This window comes from Anaerobacillus sp. MEB173, from assembly GCF_052119505.1.
In the GTDB taxonomy this organism is placed as follows: Bacteria; Bacillota; Bacilli; order Bacillales; family JBJMAU01; genus JBJMAU01.
The window spans coordinates 1-15,868 of the sequence record NZ_JBJMAU010000011.1; the positions used below are offsets into that span (position 1 = coordinate 1).

19 protein-coding genes, 1 pseudogene and 1 riboswitch are annotated in these 15,868 nt (G+C 38.7%); of the genes and pseudogenes, 10 read left to right on the forward strand and 10 right to left on the reverse strand.

Annotated features, from left to right (window positions below; all coding sequences use genetic code 11):
* Window positions 1-362 precede the first annotated feature (362 nt).
* Window positions 363-1,070, reverse strand: a complete 708-nt coding sequence (locus ACJ2A9_RS17580; protein WP_441422988.1) for an EAL domain-containing protein — start codon at window positions 1,068-1,070, stop codon at window positions 363-365.
* A gap of 82 nt (window positions 1,071-1,152) precedes the next feature.
* Window positions 1,153-1,237, reverse strand: a riboswitch (cyclic di-GMP riboswitch).
* A 247-nt stretch (window positions 1,238-1,484) separates the two neighbouring features.
* Between ACJ2A9_RS17580 and ACJ2A9_RS17585 the strand changes: the two genes are divergently transcribed.
* A complete protein-coding gene (locus ACJ2A9_RS17585) occupies window positions 1,485-2,474 on the forward strand; it encodes an HD-GYP domain-containing protein (RefSeq protein ID WP_441422989.1) in 990 nt (329 codons plus the stop codon).
* Between the two features lie 50 nt (window positions 2,475-2,524).
* Here ACJ2A9_RS17585 and ACJ2A9_RS17590 read toward each other — a convergent pair whose 3' ends face one another.
* The 4 genes from ACJ2A9_RS17590 to ACJ2A9_RS17605 form a co-directional block, all read right to left on the reverse strand.
* Window positions 2,525-3,004 (reverse strand): PaaI family thioesterase, encoded by a 480-nt coding sequence (locus ACJ2A9_RS17590; RefSeq protein WP_441422990.1) that lies wholly within the window; start codon window positions 3,002-3,004, stop codon window positions 2,525-2,527.
* A 203-nt stretch (window positions 3,005-3,207) separates the two neighbouring features.
* The gene (locus ACJ2A9_RS17595; RefSeq protein WP_441422991.1) at window positions 3,208-3,456 is read right to left on the reverse strand and encodes a VanZ family protein; all 249 of its coding nucleotides are present in this window, start codon (window positions 3,454-3,456) and stop codon (window positions 3,208-3,210) included.
* A 405-nt stretch (window positions 3,457-3,861) separates the two neighbouring features.
* A complete protein-coding gene (locus ACJ2A9_RS17600; protein WP_441422992.1) occupies window positions 3,862-4,767 on the reverse strand; it encodes a copper amine oxidase N-terminal domain-containing protein in 906 nt (301 codons plus the stop codon).
* Between the two features lie 294 nt (window positions 4,768-5,061).
* Window positions 5,062-5,973, reverse strand: a complete 912-nt coding sequence (locus tag ACJ2A9_RS17605; RefSeq protein ID WP_441422993.1) for a copper amine oxidase N-terminal domain-containing protein — start codon at window positions 5,971-5,973, stop codon at window positions 5,062-5,064.
* A gap of 397 nt (window positions 5,974-6,370) precedes the next feature.
* Between ACJ2A9_RS17605 and ACJ2A9_RS17610 the strand changes: the two genes are divergently transcribed.
* The 4 genes from ACJ2A9_RS17610 to ACJ2A9_RS17625 all read left to right on the forward strand — a co-directional run bounded on the left by ACJ2A9_RS17610 (window position 6,371) and on the right by ACJ2A9_RS17625 (window position 8,019).
* Window positions 6,371-7,063, forward strand: a complete 693-nt coding sequence (locus ACJ2A9_RS17610; RefSeq protein WP_441422994.1) for a sporulation protein — start codon at window positions 6,371-6,373, stop codon at window positions 7,061-7,063.
* 201 nt (window positions 7,064-7,264) lie between these two features.
* Window positions 7,265-7,474, forward strand: a complete 210-nt coding sequence (locus ACJ2A9_RS17615; protein ID WP_441422995.1) for a DUF1659 domain-containing protein — start codon at window positions 7,265-7,267, stop codon at window positions 7,472-7,474.
* A 97-nt stretch (window positions 7,475-7,571) separates the two neighbouring features.
* Complete coding sequence (locus ACJ2A9_RS17620) at window positions 7,572-7,790, forward strand: DUF2922 domain-containing protein (protein ID WP_441422996.1); 219 nt, start codon at window positions 7,572-7,574, stop codon at window positions 7,788-7,790.
* Window positions 7,791-7,848: 58 nt separating this feature from the next.
* Window positions 7,849-8,019, forward strand: coding sequence for a YvrJ family protein (locus ACJ2A9_RS17625; protein WP_441422997.1), 171 nt, complete (start codon window positions 7,849-7,851; stop codon window positions 8,017-8,019).
* A gap of 159 nt (window positions 8,020-8,178) precedes the next feature.
* On the opposite strand, the gene ACJ2A9_RS17630 is transcribed toward ACJ2A9_RS17625, so the two are convergent.
* Window positions 8,179-8,625 carry a VanZ family protein gene (locus tag ACJ2A9_RS17630; protein ID WP_441422998.1) on the reverse strand — a complete coding sequence of 149 codons (447 nt, stop codon included), beginning with the start codon at window positions 8,623-8,625 and terminating at the stop codon, window positions 8,179-8,181.
* 291 nt (window positions 8,626-8,916) lie between these two features.
* Entirely contained in the window at window positions 8,917-9,417 is a 501-nt protein-coding gene (locus tag ACJ2A9_RS17635) for a DUF1643 domain-containing protein (RefSeq protein WP_441422999.1), read from the reverse strand.
* A gap of 387 nt (window positions 9,418-9,804) precedes the next feature.
* Between ACJ2A9_RS17635 and ppnP the strand changes: the two genes are divergently transcribed.
* Window positions 9,805-10,119, forward strand: a complete 315-nt coding sequence (ppnP, locus tag ACJ2A9_RS17640) for a pyrimidine/purine nucleoside phosphorylase (RefSeq protein ID WP_441423000.1) — start codon at window positions 9,805-9,807, stop codon at window positions 10,117-10,119.
* Window positions 10,120-10,454: 335 nt separating this feature from the next.
* Window positions 10,455-10,850, forward strand: a complete 396-nt coding sequence (locus ACJ2A9_RS17645) for a globin domain-containing protein (protein WP_441423001.1) — start codon at window positions 10,455-10,457, stop codon at window positions 10,848-10,850.
* An 82-nt stretch (window positions 10,851-10,932) separates the two neighbouring features.
* On the opposite strand, the gene ACJ2A9_RS17650 is transcribed toward ACJ2A9_RS17645, so the two are convergent.
* Window positions 10,933-11,463: an undecaprenyl-diphosphatase gene (locus tag ACJ2A9_RS17650; protein ID WP_441423002.1), complete on the reverse strand. Its 531-nt coding sequence runs from the start codon at window positions 11,461-11,463 to the stop codon at window positions 10,933-10,935.
* A gap of 419 nt (window positions 11,464-11,882) precedes the next feature.
* Here ACJ2A9_RS17650 and ACJ2A9_RS17655 point away from each other — a divergent pair, with 419 nt between their 5' ends.
* On the forward strand, window positions 11,883-13,184 hold the full coding sequence (locus ACJ2A9_RS17655; RefSeq protein WP_441423003.1) for an S-layer homology domain-containing protein: 1,302 nt from the start codon (window positions 11,883-11,885) through the stop codon (window positions 13,182-13,184).
* A 42-nt stretch (window positions 13,185-13,226) separates the two neighbouring features.
* Here ACJ2A9_RS17655 and ACJ2A9_RS17660 read toward each other — a convergent pair whose 3' ends face one another.
* Window positions 13,227-13,448: a hypothetical protein gene (locus ACJ2A9_RS17660; protein ID WP_441423004.1), complete on the reverse strand. Its 222-nt coding sequence runs from the start codon at window positions 13,446-13,448 to the stop codon at window positions 13,227-13,229.
* Between the two features lie 182 nt (window positions 13,449-13,630).
* Between ACJ2A9_RS17660 and ftsZ the strand changes: the two are divergent.
* A pseudogene (ftsZ, locus tag ACJ2A9_RS17665) lies at window positions 13,631-14,588 on the forward strand (cell division protein FtsZ); the annotation flags it as partial.
* Window positions 14,589-15,214: 626 nt separating this feature from the next.
* On the opposite strand, the gene ACJ2A9_RS17670 reads toward ftsZ, so the two are convergent.
* Window positions 15,215-15,463, reverse strand: coding sequence for a hypothetical protein (locus ACJ2A9_RS17670; protein WP_441423005.1), 249 nt, complete (start codon window positions 15,461-15,463; stop codon window positions 15,215-15,217).
* A 175-nt stretch (window positions 15,464-15,638) separates the two neighbouring features.
* On the opposite strand from ACJ2A9_RS17670, the gene ACJ2A9_RS17675 reads away from it, so the two are divergent.
* A complete protein-coding gene (locus ACJ2A9_RS17675; RefSeq protein WP_441423006.1) occupies window positions 15,639-15,776 on the forward strand; it encodes a hypothetical protein in 138 nt (45 codons plus the stop codon).
* Window positions 15,777-15,868: the final 92 nt, after the last annotated feature.

A 15,868-nucleotide genomic window follows, 5' to 3' on the forward strand; every position in this document is an offset into this window, starting at 1 on the left:
ACTTGCATCGTTGTTAGCGACAAGATTTATTGTATCACATTAATAAATTCTACGCAACAACTTTTTTCAATAAATATTTTGTACGCTCAGCTCACCATCTAACTGTTAGTGAAGCTTTGTGACATCGCCTTGTTTTAGCGACAAGAAATAATATATCACATTACAAATTCTTGCGCAACACTTTTTCCAAAACTTTTTTATCACTGTATAAAGAATCTGCTCAGATATAATAATTTACCATAATAAGGACATTTCAGCAACTACCCATTCATCAATGTCATCATAAACTTTACAAAAGAGTTCCGGGGTGAAGTTTCACGTTTCCACCCCTATTACTTTAGGTACAGCACCAACCTTCTATATTATAACGTTGCTGGTTTTCCTAATAAATAACCTTGTCCATATGAGACTCCTATTGCTTTTGCAATAGCAAGTTCACTTTCTGTTTCAATACCTTCTAATATCAATTGACTGTTATATTTAGATGCGTAGTCATTAAAGAATTCAATTAGGGATTGTTTTTTGGGTGAATGGGGGAGATTGATTGAAAGATAACGGTCAAGCTTTAAATAATCAGGCTCAATTTCAATGATTGTTTTAAAATTAGAATAGCCGGAACCTATATCATCAATAGCAATTAATACTCCTTGTTTTCTAAAATGAAAGATTCGCTTTTTTAATTCTTCAAAATTAGAAGTGAGCTCTAACTCAGAAAGTTCAAAGACGAGTTGATGACTGTCTAAATTACTATCGTCAATGATTTCTCTTAAAAAGATTGGAAACATTGAGTTTAAAATTGTTGAAGGAAAAATATTCAAAAATAACTTTCCATGCTTTTCAGAATGGTTTACAGATTCATATGTTAAAATTGCTTTCTTAATTGAACCTGTATCAAACTCGTATAATTTATTAGCTTTACGCGCATAAGAAAATGCTTCGACTGGATTAGAATATTGACTTGAGCGCAATAACCCCTCCATCCCCAAAGGTTGCCAATCAGTTAAATCATAGATAGGTTGATAGGCGTGATAAATCTTTTGCTCTTCTGCAATGATTGTTTGCGTTAACATCGAATCCCATTAATCCTCCTCCTAATTATTATAATAAAAAAAAGATGGATACCGAAAAACAGTATCCACCCCTGCTTGTTTTTTCGGCAACCCGGCTGCCATAGTTATTCAACTTTAGGCCCGTGGCTTTGCGTCCTTATCTTTCAATAAGTTTGCTATTATCGTGAAACTATTTTTAAATTCAATTAATAAACTAGATTTAATTATATACATAAAATAGTACTAATTATATAGGTTCGACAAAAATAGACATCACGACAATTGAAATACCTTATGTATTTTTTACCAATATATTGTCCATTTTTTGGCGTATCTAATGAAAAAGTAGTGAGTTTCACTTAATACCGAGTAATGAACCGACGTTTATATGATAATATAGTACCAATATCTTAAAATCATAGGAGGTTAATTTTCGTGCGGTTAATTACCATCGATCAGTATGATCCAAAAACAATGCAATTAGCCAAGCCTATTTTTGATAATAAACGAAGAGTTTTACTTGCTGCAGGCAATAATATTCATCCCAAATATATGGCGAAGCTAATTCAACTTGGGTTATCACATTTAATTATTGAAGATAAAAAGTCTGAAGGTATTACATTGGAAGAAATGATTGACATGCCGACTTGGATGGATTTAATTGGGATTATGAACAAAACCTATCAGGAAGCTGCCTCAAGACGTCCATTACCTCTACGCGACATACAACAGACAGCCGGGAAACTGATTACTGAAGTTCAAAAAAGAAAAGCGATTATGTTAGTGCCATCCTCCTCTATTGCAAATGAATTAACCCATTTTGCTCATGTTGTCAATGTCACATTGCTCGCATTACAAATCGGAAAGCAATTAAAATATAACAATATACAGTTACGCGACTTAGCCATCGGCTGTCTGCTTCACGATATTGGAAAAGCAGTCACCAACAAAGAAGAGGAACATCCAAAAGCCGGCTTTGATCTTATTCGAAATAATAGAGAAATAAACCTGCTTTCTGCTCATATCGCCTATCAGCACCACGAAACATTGGACGGCCGAGGCTTTCCACGATCACTTAATGGCAATGATATTTTACAATTTGCGCAAATATGTAATATTGCAAATAGCTATGAAAACTTAATCTCCACTAATAAATTATCTCCTGATATCGCTGCTGAACAGATTATGTCGCAAAGTGAGACTAAATTTCTCCACACAATTGTCCTCTCCTTTATGAAGGGAGTTGCGTTGTACCCTCCAGGAACGAATGTCCTTTTGAATACCGGACATGAAGCCATTGTGACTCGAATTGAAGGACATTTACAACGCCCTGTTGTTCGACTCCATTCATTAAAAAAGGAAATTGATCTGGCAGAAAATCCAACGATTATTATTTCAAGGACAAAATCTTCAGATAGCTCTTAAGGACAACGAACAAACCCACCGTTTTATTATCCGGTGGGTTTTCCATTCTATCATTTATTAGCAAATGTACTCGGCATGACAACTGCAACCACTTCTCCACGGGCACAGAGTGTGTCATTTGCATAGACTTCAGTAGTTACTTTCCACTTTTTCGGGTGAATTTCTTCCACATTCCCTATCGCTTTTAACGGTACACCATGTGGAGTAGGCTTCAAAAATTCAACATTTAGTGAAGCCGTTACAAAACGAGGCGGTTCAGCTCCCTCTCCTACTTCATGTCCATTTTTTCGATGTAAGCTAATGGCAGCTGACCCTGTACCGTGACAGTCAATTAATGATGCAATTAGTCCACCATAGACAAAACCCGGAAGTGCCAAGTGTTCAGGTGATGGATTATAAATCGTTATCGTCTGTTCCCCTTGCCAGCCCGTGCGAAAATGATGTCCGCCTTCATTTAAACGTCCACATCCGTAACACCAGGCGAAATCATCTGGATATTCGTCTTGAATCGCTTTTACTACCTCATCCATTGTATACACCATCCTTTTTTCAGAAGATTATAACATAAATAGAATACGGTCAGTGGTATTTCCTCTGCAAAAAGTGACAACATTGGTAAAACTGACATGTTAGACTGTTCGCTATTCATAGGATAATAACTTCTCACATGATTAAGGCGTTGATTATGTATTGGCTATTCTCAAAGAAATTTCCCAACTTTATAGCACTATCATTACTTTCGCTTCCAGCAATAGACGAAAATCGCAAACGTTACCCCAGACACATTAATGATCACATCTAAAAACCGTGCGTCTCTTGTAAAAAATCCCTGGCTAATTTCAACTAGTGTAACGAGCACCAGAATAAAGACTAGCGTTAACTTTTTTAATCCTAGCCAGTTAAAAAGCAGCAAACCTAATATAAAACAGCCGACGAAATGACCAATTTTTGAAATGACAAAATAGGTTTCACTGTTGGCCAAATAACGACCTCCCAAAACCGCTCCCAGCTCCGTTCTGATTCGGAAAATTGAAACGAAACATCCTGATGATTAATAAAATCAGCAGAACTACTCGTCCACATTCCGCTTAGCAGAAGAATTAACCATGAAAAAAACAAAATCCCCTTAATAATTGCACCCACTTTACGTTTACCTCGACTTTTTACTAGAATCATACTATTAATAGTACTCTAAATAAATGGTAGACAACAAATACATTCATCGTGTTGGAGTTTATCAGCGAATGACAACAAAAGTCGCGGTACCATACAAAAAGGCACTTCCCTCTCGTTAAGGAATGTGCCTTTAAAACGGTGTCTGTCACCACCAAAGGACAAATACTATTAAACTGTCCGCGAGCGGTGACAGACACCTACTTAAAATTTATTACTTACTAATTGACATATAATAGAAGTAATCTGAGTACTCTAAACTTGAAGCGGTCATAACTAGGTTATAGTTTCCAAGATAATAAGTATAATATGCGTGCATGCCATAGTCAGCATCATCAGGATCTCCAAGTGCATTAACAATGGCACGGTTTGTAACATTCTCATCAAAGAACAAGTTCAAACCGTATGCATACGGCCTTTTCAAATGATGCTGTCTAGTATCATTACCTAAAAACGTAATAAAGTAATTTCCATAACGAATTGATGGGACATCATCAGATGCAGGTGTCCCGTTATGTCTCGCATCTGGAAAACCGTAACGATTGACCACTTCGCCAAGCGGTAAACCAACAACCTTCGAATATTCAAACGCTCCTAGCCGGCCATTCGCTACACCTTGAAGGAAGCTGTCATTTAATTCACCTACTGTAAAAGCAGTATTGATCTTCTCATACTTTCCATCATTAATCAGGATCATGCGGACATTGCCATTCCACTGAACCTTCTTCCCGCTTGCTTCGCCAACAAATCGTAACGGCACCAACGTTCTACCATCCACTACCTTTGGCGCTACTTGAAGCTGAACCTTGTTCCCGTTCACAGTAGCTGTTTTATTCCCAAGTGTCATTTCAATTTTAAGTCCTGATTTTTCCCCTGTTATTTTCTTCGATTTTTGATTCCAGCCTACTTTAAGGCCCAGTTCTTCGAAAACAGGGCGGAACTCGATTAATGTCGTCCCCTTTTCTATAATAGGATCATTCGTAAATTTCGGCTCCTTCCCATCAATAAAAACGTAAATTGGATCATAATCAAAATCGAGCGGATCAACCGCATATGTACTTGGTGTTAATGCTAGAAAAAATAATAAGAAAAACGCTATTACTCTAGTTTTTCCATTCATTAGAAAACTCTCCCTTCTTTTTTGATAGGATATAATCCCTATTGTAACAGATTTTGGATATTTATCGAGAGTGAGTACAGAATTTTCTATATTTTAAGAGAGAAGACTACTAAGCGAAGAATAGTAATTGAACATTGTTACTCTATTTTTCTTTATTTATCAGCCAAATTTAGTCATTAATCAGCCAACTTCCATTATCAGGAATATCATCATGCGCCTTACTTTGTTTCCAAAATAAAAAAGAGTAGGTGACCTCTTCTCTCCCTACTCTTGTGCATACAACTGACATTGATATTAGTTCTGCCAGCTCGTTAGTATTCCATTATCAAAGTATAAATAAAGGTTATTATATCCTGTACCTTGTTCATATACCCATTGTTCGGAAACACCCCAGGATCCGACACTTCGATTTTTACGATCAGCAAGACCTAACGATAACCAAACCGCCCCCTCTGACATACCGATTCTTACTCTTTCATGTCTTATATCGTTCCATGTTGATTCCGGGAAATAGTACAGATTGTAAGGATTCGTCGTAAAAAAATATCTCCCTGAGCCGAAAGTGTGCTTCAACCTTCCGTTTACATGGTACTGCGATAAATAACTTCTTGTATATTCTTTCCCATTTACTTCTACCGTTAAATTGACAGAACCTGTGATATTTTCTGTAACCTTTACAATTTTTGCTTGTGTTAAATTAAGAAAGTTTGCCCAATTACCAGCTTCGTCTCTAAATGTTACTGGATTTCTTAGCCATACAATCTGTTCAATTGTTACTTCAATTTTCTTATTTCCAGATAAAATCGTTGCTATACCTAAATCACTATTCCAGTCAACACTTCCACCCATGGCCTCACTCACAAATCGCAGAGGGACTAACGTTCTATCATTCTTAATTTGTGCAGGCACATCAATAATAACATGATTTCCATTGACACTTGTGTGTCTCGAATCTATCGTTAATCTTACTGTCTTTCCGGCCTTATAAGCCGTTACCGTTCTCGTAGTTTGATCCCATACGACTGTAGCGCCTAATTCTTCAAAGATCGACCGCAACGGAACTAATGTCCTATCATCGATTAGATGTCCCCCTTTTAAATAAACCGTATTATCACTGCTCGCTAAAGAAGGGTTGGGCTGATTCACAAAGAACAACATAGTTACCGTCATCAAAATAACGATGAAGAATTTATGATTAGTTTTCATAACACCCTCCTTTCCATTTCCTTATTTACCATTTAATAAGTGAGATCCTTATGGGTACTATTGTTCCAGTTCTAGTAAAAAATATTTTGCATATTCCCCAAATTCTTTTCGGTATACAATCCTACAGCGTTTCAAAAGTAGATAAAACTCATTTCTACTCCGACAAATGGAATGAATATTCTTTGTTACAGAAATCTTACGTTACATTAAATAAAATCCACATCTATGCGCCAGCGAATACAATTTTCCAATCAGTTAACCCCTCTTTGTACGAAATACCGACACAATCTCCTATATTTCGTGTGGTGACAGGTAAGGATTGTACTAATATAATAGATAAATAACATACATAATATTTATGAAGTATGTACATATTAAAACTTAGGAGGGATAGTTCATGTTTGAGCGCCTATTTTCATCTATAGGAATTGGATCTACAAAAGTAAATACTGTACTATCTCAAAATGTAATCGAACGTGGAAAAGAAGTGAAAGGTGAGGTTCATCTTTTTGGAGGAAATGCTGAGCAGAAAATCTCTGAAATTTATATTCATATCGATTCGGAATTTCATAAATTTGATGATGAAATGACTGATTTTACCGATATAACTGAACCAATCCTTGAAATTAAAATTACCGATCCGATGGTTATCAAACCACACGAAAATAGAGTAGTACCTTTTTCCGTTACTTTACCGTATTACACACCAATCACATTTCGACAACAAAAAGTACAGATTCAAACGGAGTTAAAGATTAATTTCTTTAATCACCCTGTATCAACTCATGATTTCTTACTAAAGGATCAATTTGTTGATGACATTTTACATGTTCTTGAAGGGGCGGGCTTTAAGCATAGCAATGAGAGCGGGCTTTGCAGACATACACTTCCACATGACCAAAACCCAACTCACTGCCTGCAAAATTTTCATTTACTAAACGAGCAAGGAACACACATCTACTTCGCCGGAAACCAGAAGGATATTGATGTTTTTGTTTGCGAGCAAAATGATGTCCAACACTATCTTATCGTGCGTGACGAAGATGCAGAGCAACAGCTGCGCAATATCCCGCTTACAACTACAAAATAAGTGACCTCAAACGAAAAGGTAGAGACCAGTAATATATGGTCTCTACCTTTTTTACGGTGTCTGTCACCGCAAAAAGACAAAAATGATGAAAATGTCCACGGGCGGTGTCTGTCACTTTTTAATTGTCACTTTTTAATTTTAATATCCTTATCTCCTTTCCCCTCACTCGCCTATATATACAGTATGAAAGGAGGGATAACAATGGATGGAGTATTAGTCAATTCACGATTAACTGTCGTACTTGAAGTTGGCATTAACGGAAACGGTGAGCCGATCTTCCGCAACAAAAGCTTTTCAAACATCAAGACCCTTGCCACTGATGATCAAATCCGCAACACTGCATTAGCCCTGATGCCACTACAAATTCACCCAATCGAAAAAATGGACCGCAGCAACGTATATTCACTATAGGTGAACATCACTATATGTGACAGACACCACTCAAAGACAAACTAAGTCAAACTGTCCACGAGCGGTGTCTGTCACCAAAAAGAGGAGGAACTATACAATGAACAAGCGTATTGAATTGATCTTTGAAAATCAGCAAGGAAAAAACGTGACGATCGCCCTCGACGATCCAATCGAACCTGTTAATCCGGCTGCTGTGAAGTTAGCCATGGACACGGTTATCGCCCAAAATGCATTCACTTCAAGCGGTGGCGAGCTTATAGCGAAGAAACAAGCTCGAATCGTCGGTCGATCAGTTGAAGAAATTGACATCTCATAATCAAAAGAGGGACTAGCTCCCTCTTTTTCTAATTCCACTACTAAAGGAGGCAGGCAAAATGGAAGTCTGGATCCCGCTCATTAGCGAATACGGCTTTCCTATCGTTGTGACACTCTACCTGTTGCACCGAGTTGAGAAGAAGCTGGACATGGTCAACCAATCACTCCAAGAGTTGCCAGGAAAACTCTATAATTCTGGTTCGGAACCTCAAAAAAAGTCCGTAATGTGATGAATAAGGCCCTGCTATCAGGTTAGCAGGGCCTTATTGGACGCTTTTAGTTACTCCAAATAGACTTCCAGTTCATTTTATAAGCCAATTCTCACCGTTTATCAGCCAGCTACCATATTCAGGAAAAAACACACAATTACTACTACCTCTATACTCTGCTCAGCTTGATTTTTTCCTGAATATCCTGCCAAGCAACCACATCACGCCGATCCCTACCCCCGCCCCTGCACTATCAATGAGGACATCTCTTATCTCCCCTGACCGACCAGGAATAAAAATTTGATGCACTTCATCTGAGACCGCATACCCAACACAAATCAAAAAGGCTAGTCCCATTCTGCGATACACTTGAAGCCCGTTTGACCTCAGTGCATTCAACACTAATACTCCCAGCAAAAAATACGCAAGGAAGTGGGCGCTTTTTCTAACGATAAAATTAAAATTCTCAGTATTAACACTACTAGACGTCACTGTTCCAATTGTAGTAACAATAACTTCAACAACTCCTCCACTCAGCTCATTTGATGATGCAGCTGGTTGATGAGAGAGATAGAAAATGACGGACATCCACATAACAACAGCTGCCCAGGAAAGGTATTTATACATGAAAAATGACTCCTTATTCTAGCGATCTCTAGTTACCATCGTAATATTGCGCTTTTTTCTAAATTCATTATAACGACGCAATGTATGATAAGTGAATAAACCTTTTAAAAATCCTTTAAAAATAACAGAAAAATGCCCTATAGCACATACATAGAGCACTCTCCCATATCTAATTATCCTTCATCCACCCCTAAAAGACAAACAGCATATATTTGTCCATCAGATATACATAATCTATTCTGAGTATAACAACACTATTAATTTATCAGCCAACTACCATTTAACTCCTTCTCACCAAGGGATCGGCTTATAATTTTTCGGCAAAAATAACGGGTGCCTCGGATAGAGTCCATCCTCTGTTTTCTTAATACAGAACTGTTTTTCAGCAGGAACGAGCTTGGTAACCTCCTCCACCATATCCTGATGATCTTTCACAAGCTTACCCCAGCTAAAAATGACGCACTCCGAATCTGAGACTGCCTTCATAATATATCTTTCATTCCGCACTTTTTCACTTAATGAAGGGATGGCTACATCTTTAGGATTCTTCGATATTTGCGAAAAAAGATTCACAACATTCATTGAACCGTAGCCCCAGCGCTTCGCAAAGTTTGCACTTCTTCTGAGCGTTGCATCTGCCACCAGTTCATTACCTTCGGACGGATTAAACATGATATACGTGACACTCGGTTTCCCAGCATCCCAGGAACAATTTAGCAAATACCGATTTTTTCTTTCTGAATCTAAGATGCACGTTACCTTCTCGTCGTCATTCCAGAAGTAAATGGTCATTGCTAAATCCCTCCACTTATTTACTTTTTGCTACACCATATATATTGCGAAAAAGTCCACAATATGACCGCAGATATGCACTGCGCAGGTTAAGAGCAACAATTGGTGATTCGTTCACTTGCGTCTAAGCCATCCCAAAAGAGGGGAGCACCCCTCTTTTTTATCCCTTTGGTGCTATCGCTCTTCTCACAAGCTTTCCACCATCGTAAAATTTCGCATACTTCCTCAAAATTTCAGCGACTTCGATTGTGGTAGGGATTGACCCGTTTGTCTTGTACCATTAATTATTCAATTACTTTTTATATATTCAAATTATTTCTTCTATTCCTGACAGAAGTTTTATGATAAATTAAGAGTACTTTTATATGAGAGGAAGATTAGTAAGCAATGGAAAAATTTAATAATGTTTCAATCATCAAGAAAGCCAATACATATTTTGATGGGAAGGTCACAAGTCGAACAGTTATCTTTGAAGATGGGACGAAAAAAACTCTGGGAATTATGTTACCTGGTGAGTACGAATTCTCCACTGACCTTAAAGAAGAAATGGAGATTCTAGCCGGGAATTTAGAATATAAATTACAAGATGAAGACTGGCATATTATTGAGGGAAGCGGCGTTTTCTATGTACCTGCTAATCAAACATTTCAGTTAAAAATCCAATCTGTCGTAGATTATTGCTGTTCATACATTGCTGAGTAATGTCATTTTAATAACAGGCTCCATAATCACACCCTTTTGTGAGTATGGAGTCTTTTTTTATTTTTTTAGAACTAACTGACTTGGAATCGTACATATTGTGTATCTATCAAAGACAAATACAACTAACTGTCCACATAAAAAAACATCAATAGAAGCTGCAATTTTTATCAGCCAAATTCGGAGGTGTATCAGCGAATTTTGATCATTTATCAGCGAATTTAACAAGTTTATCAGCCAATTCCCATTTTCAGTAAAAAATACTTCTCGATTTGTGACCAATGTCACGACATGTCTACTTTATATTTATTATAATTTTAAAAAAAGAGGTGAGAACAATGGAATCTAACTTTAAAACACTTTATTCAGAAATTGGAGGACAAGAAACGATCGACAAGCTTGTTGATGCTTTTTATCCGCGTGTATATGACGATGAGGAACTTAGACCGTTGTTTGAGGGAGACATTGAAGAAATCAAACGAAAGCAGCGTATGTTTCTGCCGCAATTTTTAGGTGGACCTGCCCTTTACAGTCAGGAATTTGGACCGCCAGCCATGAGAGAGCGACACCTTCCCTTTGAAGTTACACCGAAACGTGCCCAGTGCTGGCTTCGATGCATGAAAGAAGCTTTTCAAGAAATTGGTCTGTATGATACACCAGCTGGTTTGGCTTTCTATGATCGATTAACACAAGTTGCAGGGATTATGGTTAATAGTCCTGATAAAGATGAATAAAAAACAAAGAAGATACTCTCCTTACCGAGGGTATCTTCTCCTTTTTAAAGCGCACCGAATCCAACTCGATTATTCTCCGGTATCAAACTCCCACATCACGCTTACCTCTTGTTGATCTCAACACTTTTTTTCCAATCATCAAACTAAGAAATGTGACTCCGGCTGCAACAACAAACCCGCCAAGAACATCAAGAGGGTAATGATGACCAACATAAACCCTTGAAAAACCTAGAAGGATTGCAAGAAAAAGGATCACACTGCCCATTTTCCTATTTACCGTTAACAGAACAAATGCACAGATAAAGCCAATGGTAGCCTGATCACTTGGAAATGACGCCGAGATCCCTTTTTCAATCAATAGATTTACATCGGACTCAACAAATGGACGATCACGGTAATAGAATTGCGCGATGACCAAATTCAAAGCTAAGCCAAATAGTATGCTGATGCCCCCAATGGCTCCAGCCTTCCTCGTCGATTTCCAAAATAATAATGATAAAACGAGAAAAATAAGGACGTATAAAAAATAAGATGAAATAAACATCATCAATTGATCAATGGTTGAATTTTTGCCCGCTAACCCATTAATCGTATGAAACAAATTCTGATCCAACTCTATTCACTCCTTTTTGAAACTACACTTTGTTCGATGCTTCTTGCCTCATCATGAAACGGACATCAGATCCGTTATTTTCAAAAAAATGCCCTCTATGTAACTTTTCGCGGACATATGATCCGCTATTTTCCGATTTCACAGCAAAATAGTAGTGAGATTGATAGAATAAGGTACTATATGTCCGCTTAACTTCTAAAACTATTCATTTTGTCACAAATAACGTACCATATGTCCGCGAACTCAACTACCACTACGAATCTATTCTAGCACAATGCTCCCCTGCTTCAATGAATCATGCATTTTGACATTATTAGTTGGTCTCCTCAAACTTTAACAGTGTTATCACTTTATTTAGAGGATAAATCGCCCGAATGAAGAATATACATAATTGATTTAATGATGAGAGGAGATTTGGAATGAGAACTAGTAGTAAAAAAAGGACACTATCTTTTTTTCTTGCCGTACTGCTTTTAGTTTCTTCACTTAGTTTTGCTCCGTGGAATAACGCACATGCAAATTCAAATCAGGATGTTATTGATTATCTCGCATTAGGTGATTCACTTGCAGCTGGGGTCACACCTTATCGCGAATTCGATAAAGGGTATCCTGACTTCCTGGCTGAAAAACTTGAGCTCCACCATGATTTAAACACCTTTAATAAAGGATACGCCACTTCCGGGTATACAAGCGCTAATATTGTTGATGATATCCAAACGAACAAAGAAAACATTCAAAAAGCGATTAGAAAAGCAAATCTGATTACTTTAACAGTCGGAGCCAATGATCTATTAAAAGCAATTGGCCCGATCGATCAAAATCTCTCAGTAGATCCGGCAGTCATTTCCGGCATCCTGACCGACATCGGAACAAACATAACGAAAATCGTAACAGCGATTCAAACAATCAATCCTGAAGCTGATATCTATATCATGGGGTATTATAATCCGTTTCCTTATCACCCTGTAGAGCTTCAGCCGACCCTGAATAGTTTACTGGAAAACTTAAATAATACGATTCTAGCTGTCAGCAATAAATTCGGCGTGACCTATGTGCCGACTGCCAAACCTTTTGCAGCAAATTATGAACGCTACCTCCCTAACCCACAAGACATTCATCCAAGCTTAGAAGGCTATGAAGCCATTGCTGAGGAATTTTACAAAGCAATTACTGCAAAAAATAAAACAGCAAAACCAATTTTTAAAGATGTCCCATTAGATCATCCAGCTTATGCTGACATTGCTTTCCTTTACGAAAATCACATTATCAGCGGATTTTCCAATGGTCTCTTCCAGCCGAATAAACCGATCACCCGCGCTCATGTTGCAGCAATCTTATTGAGTGCAGTACCGTTTGACCAGGCTGTACCACCAAATCCAAATTACAAAGACGTCAGCGAAAATCATCCACAGTATTATGCCATTGCTAAATTGACGCAGGCTGGTATTTTCGAAGGGACAAATGGCAGATTTCACCCTGAACAGCCAATTTCAAGAGCCGAAATGGCAAAAATACTCGTAAAGACTTTCTCACTTACCGGTGAAACGGCGATCGATTTCAAAGACCTTCCTGAGAAGCATTGGGCACACGAGTATATCCAAATCTTAGCAGTAAATAACATCACAACCGGTTACACGGATAAAACATTCCGACCAAACCAGCCCGTTACAAGAGCAGAAACAGCAATCTTCATTTCTAGAACTATAAAAATCAAGCACTAAACTATCAAAAAGGCGAATCTACGAGGTAAAGTAGATCCGCCTTTATTTTGTTGTCATCATGAAACGGACATCAGATCCGCTATTTTCAAAAAAATGCCCTCTATGTAACCGTTCACGGACATATGATCCGCTATTTTCCGATTTCACAACAAAAAAGTAGCCAGAATTGCATAATAAGGTACCATATGTCCGCTTAACTCCTAAAACCATTGATTCTGTCACAAATAACGTACCATATGTCCGCGAACATAATCCCCACTTCAATTCCTCACCTTGTTCACTATTAATCTAGCATTCAATGAAACTATATCCCTCCACAGCAAAATCCTTCCACTAAATCTCCTTCTACACACGTAAATGGAAAGAAAACTACGAACAATATAGAGAAGGTTTTGGACTCTCTTGAATAGCTGAGAGTCAATTGGAATTAGGATAATTGAGGAGGAATGATAGTTTTGGATTATTTTGATCCATATATAGACCAGTTCGCCACAGTGAAAGTCATTGGAGTTGGCGGCGGTGGTAACAACGCAGTCAACCGGATGATCGAGGATGGAGTTGAAGGGGTAGAATTTATTGCCGTTAATACAGATGCGCAAGCTCTTTACCAATCAAAAGCAGAAATCAAGATCCAACTTGGTGCAACATTAACAAGAGGATTAGGCGCAGGTGCCAATCCGGAAATCGGTAAAAATGCTGTAGAAGAAAGCAAACAACAGATTCAAGAAGTATTACAAGGCGCGGACATGGTGTTTGTAACAGCAGGAATGGGCGGCGGCACAGGGACCGGGGCAGCACCGGCCATTGCTGAAATTTCTCGTAGTCTTGGTGCTCTGACCATCGGTGTTGTCACGCGCCCGTTTAAATTTGAAGGGAGAAAGCGTGCACTAAATGCTGAACGTGGAATTAACGAAATGAAGGAATCAGTGGACACGTTAATTGTGATTCCTAATGACCGCTTATTGCAAATTGTCGATAAAAACACGCACATGCTGGATGCGTTCCGTGAAGCAGACAGTGTTCTCCGCCAGGGTGTTCAAGGGATTTCCGATTTGATTGCCGTGCCCGGTTTAATCAACCTCGATTTTGCTGACGTGAAAACAGTCATGTCCCACAAAGGAACGGCCTTAATGGGCATTGGAATCGCTTCAGGTGAAAACCGTGCTACTGCTGCTGCGCAAAAGGCGATAAACAGTCCATTACTGGAAACTTCGATCAGTGGAGCCAAAGGTGTGATCATGAATATTACCGGCGGTCGCAATTTAAGTCTTTTTGAAGTCCAGGAGGCAGCTGATATGGTAGCATCTGCTTCACATGAGGAATTAAATATGATTTTTGGATCGGTCATTAACGATAATTTAAAGGAAGAAATTATCGTCACTGTCATTGCGACTGGATTTACACAAGAATCTCCAGTTGAACAGGAACCTCCAAAGCCGTCGCCGAAAGAAGTGTCTCATCCGTACGAATACGAAAGAAATCAACAGATCCAACATGATCCAGTATATCACGGGCATGATCATGGACGTGGCTTACATTATTCAGAACAGTCCATTCACGGACATGGCCGCGGATTGCATTATTCTGAACAGCCCAATTATAATCGTAGCCAAGACATGCATTATACAGAAGACTACATTCAAGATAACTACCGAGATCATTCAGAAGAATCTATTCATGGTATCAGACGTGCTTATGATCATTCAGAAGAATCCATTCATAATAACAGACGTACCTATGATCATCCAGAAGAATCATTTCAAGATAACAGACGTGCCTATGATCATTCTGAAGAATCTTTGGAAGTCCCAACGTTCATTCGTAACCGAAACAAGCGTAGGCGGTGAAACACGCCTGCCACCTCAAAATGACACGCCTTTACACTTGAACCCCACGACCAATTGATGGATTCCCCTCTCATTTGGTCGTGGGGTCCATTTATCCCTGAACTTGAAATCACGTGCTGTACAATCATTTCCGCAAAAAAGCGATGCTCAAAAGCACCGCTAATTGTCTCCTCATTTAAATGATTAACGATAAAAGCCTCCATGCCCATGATGAAACCCATGTCCTGGATGATACCCGCCGTGGCCGTGATGGAAACCGAAACCAGGATAATACCCACTATGGCCATGATGGTAGCCATGCCCCGGATAATAACCGCCGTGTCCATGATGATAACCATGCCCGTGATGATAGCCTCCATGCCCATGATGATAGCCGTGTCCAGGATAGTAGCCTCCATGTCCATGATGAAACCCGCCAAATAATCTTTCCATTATCTATACCTCCTCCTCTAACTACACTCAATTTATGTTTGCATAAGTAGGATTGTATAGGCATATGCCCAATTTCCAATGAGGTCTTTTTTGGAAAATAAAAGGACATACTTTAGGGAAAACAGAATAATATTGAACATAAGCTTGAGATAAAAGCAGAAAGAGAGGTGTATACATGGAACAAAAATGTGACTGTTGCAATCAATATATTACTCCACTACAAGGATCACTGATCAATGATGATGACTTTGTCTGCTATGACTGTTACGAAGAAAGCGGTGTTGCGATCCTTCCGGCAGGAAACGATCAATGAGGACTCTCTTTTGAGTCCTCTTTCTCTTTTGACGCAATCCCGCCCCACTACCTCAGTGCTATCCCTCCACCTAAAAACAAAAAAGTGCGCCC

What these genes read in the sequence shown, in the direction of transcription:
- ACJ2A9_RS17580 (WP_441422988.1), bottom strand. Translation starts at nt 1,070, where the DNA reads ATGTTAACGCAAACAATCATTGCAGAAGAGCAAAAGATTTATCACGCC.
- ACJ2A9_RS17590 (WP_441422990.1), bottom strand. Translation starts at nt 3,004, where the DNA reads ATGGATGAGGTAGTAAAAGCGATTCAAGACGAATATCCAGATGATTTC.
- ACJ2A9_RS17600 (WP_441422992.1), bottom strand. Translation starts at nt 4,767, where the DNA reads ATGAATGGAAAAACTAGAGTAATAGCGTTTTTCTTATTATTTTTTCTA.
- ACJ2A9_RS17605 (WP_441422993.1), bottom strand. Translation starts at nt 5,973, where the DNA reads ATGAAAACTAATCATAAATTCTTCATCGTTATTTTGATGACGGTAACT.
- ACJ2A9_RS17610 (WP_441422994.1), top strand. Translation starts at nt 6,371, where the DNA reads ATGTTTGAGCGCCTATTTTCATCTATAGGAATTGGATCTACAAAAGTA.
- ACJ2A9_RS17615 (WP_441422995.1), top strand. Translation starts at nt 7,265, where the DNA reads ATGGATGGAGTATTAGTCAATTCACGATTAACTGTCGTACTTGAAGTT.
- ACJ2A9_RS17620 (WP_441422996.1), top strand. Translation starts at nt 7,572, where the DNA reads ATGAACAAGCGTATTGAATTGATCTTTGAAAATCAGCAAGGAAAAAAC.
- ACJ2A9_RS17625 (WP_441422997.1), top strand. Translation starts at nt 7,849, where the DNA reads ATGGAAGTCTGGATCCCGCTCATTAGCGAATACGGCTTTCCTATCGTT.
- ACJ2A9_RS17630 (WP_441422998.1), bottom strand. Translation starts at nt 8,625, where the DNA reads ATGTATAAATACCTTTCCTGGGCAGCTGTTGTTATGTGGATGTCCGTC.
- ACJ2A9_RS17635 (WP_441422999.1), bottom strand. Translation starts at nt 9,417, where the DNA reads ATGACCATTTACTTCTGGAATGACGACGAGAAGGTAACGTGCATCTTA.
- ppnP (WP_441423000.1), top strand. Translation starts at nt 9,805, where the DNA reads ATGGAAAAATTTAATAATGTTTCAATCATCAAGAAAGCCAATACATAT.
- ACJ2A9_RS17645 (WP_441423001.1), top strand. Translation starts at nt 10,455, where the DNA reads ATGGAATCTAACTTTAAAACACTTTATTCAGAAATTGGAGGACAAGAA.
- ACJ2A9_RS17655 (WP_441423003.1), top strand. Translation starts at nt 11,883, where the DNA reads ATGAGAACTAGTAGTAAAAAAAGGACACTATCTTTTTTTCTTGCCGTA.
- ACJ2A9_RS17670 (WP_441423005.1), bottom strand. Translation starts at nt 15,463, where the DNA reads ATGGAAAGATTATTTGGCGGGTTTCATCATGGACATGGAGGCTACTAT.
- ACJ2A9_RS17675 (WP_441423006.1), top strand. Translation starts at nt 15,639, where the DNA reads ATGGAACAAAAATGTGACTGTTGCAATCAATATATTACTCCACTACAA.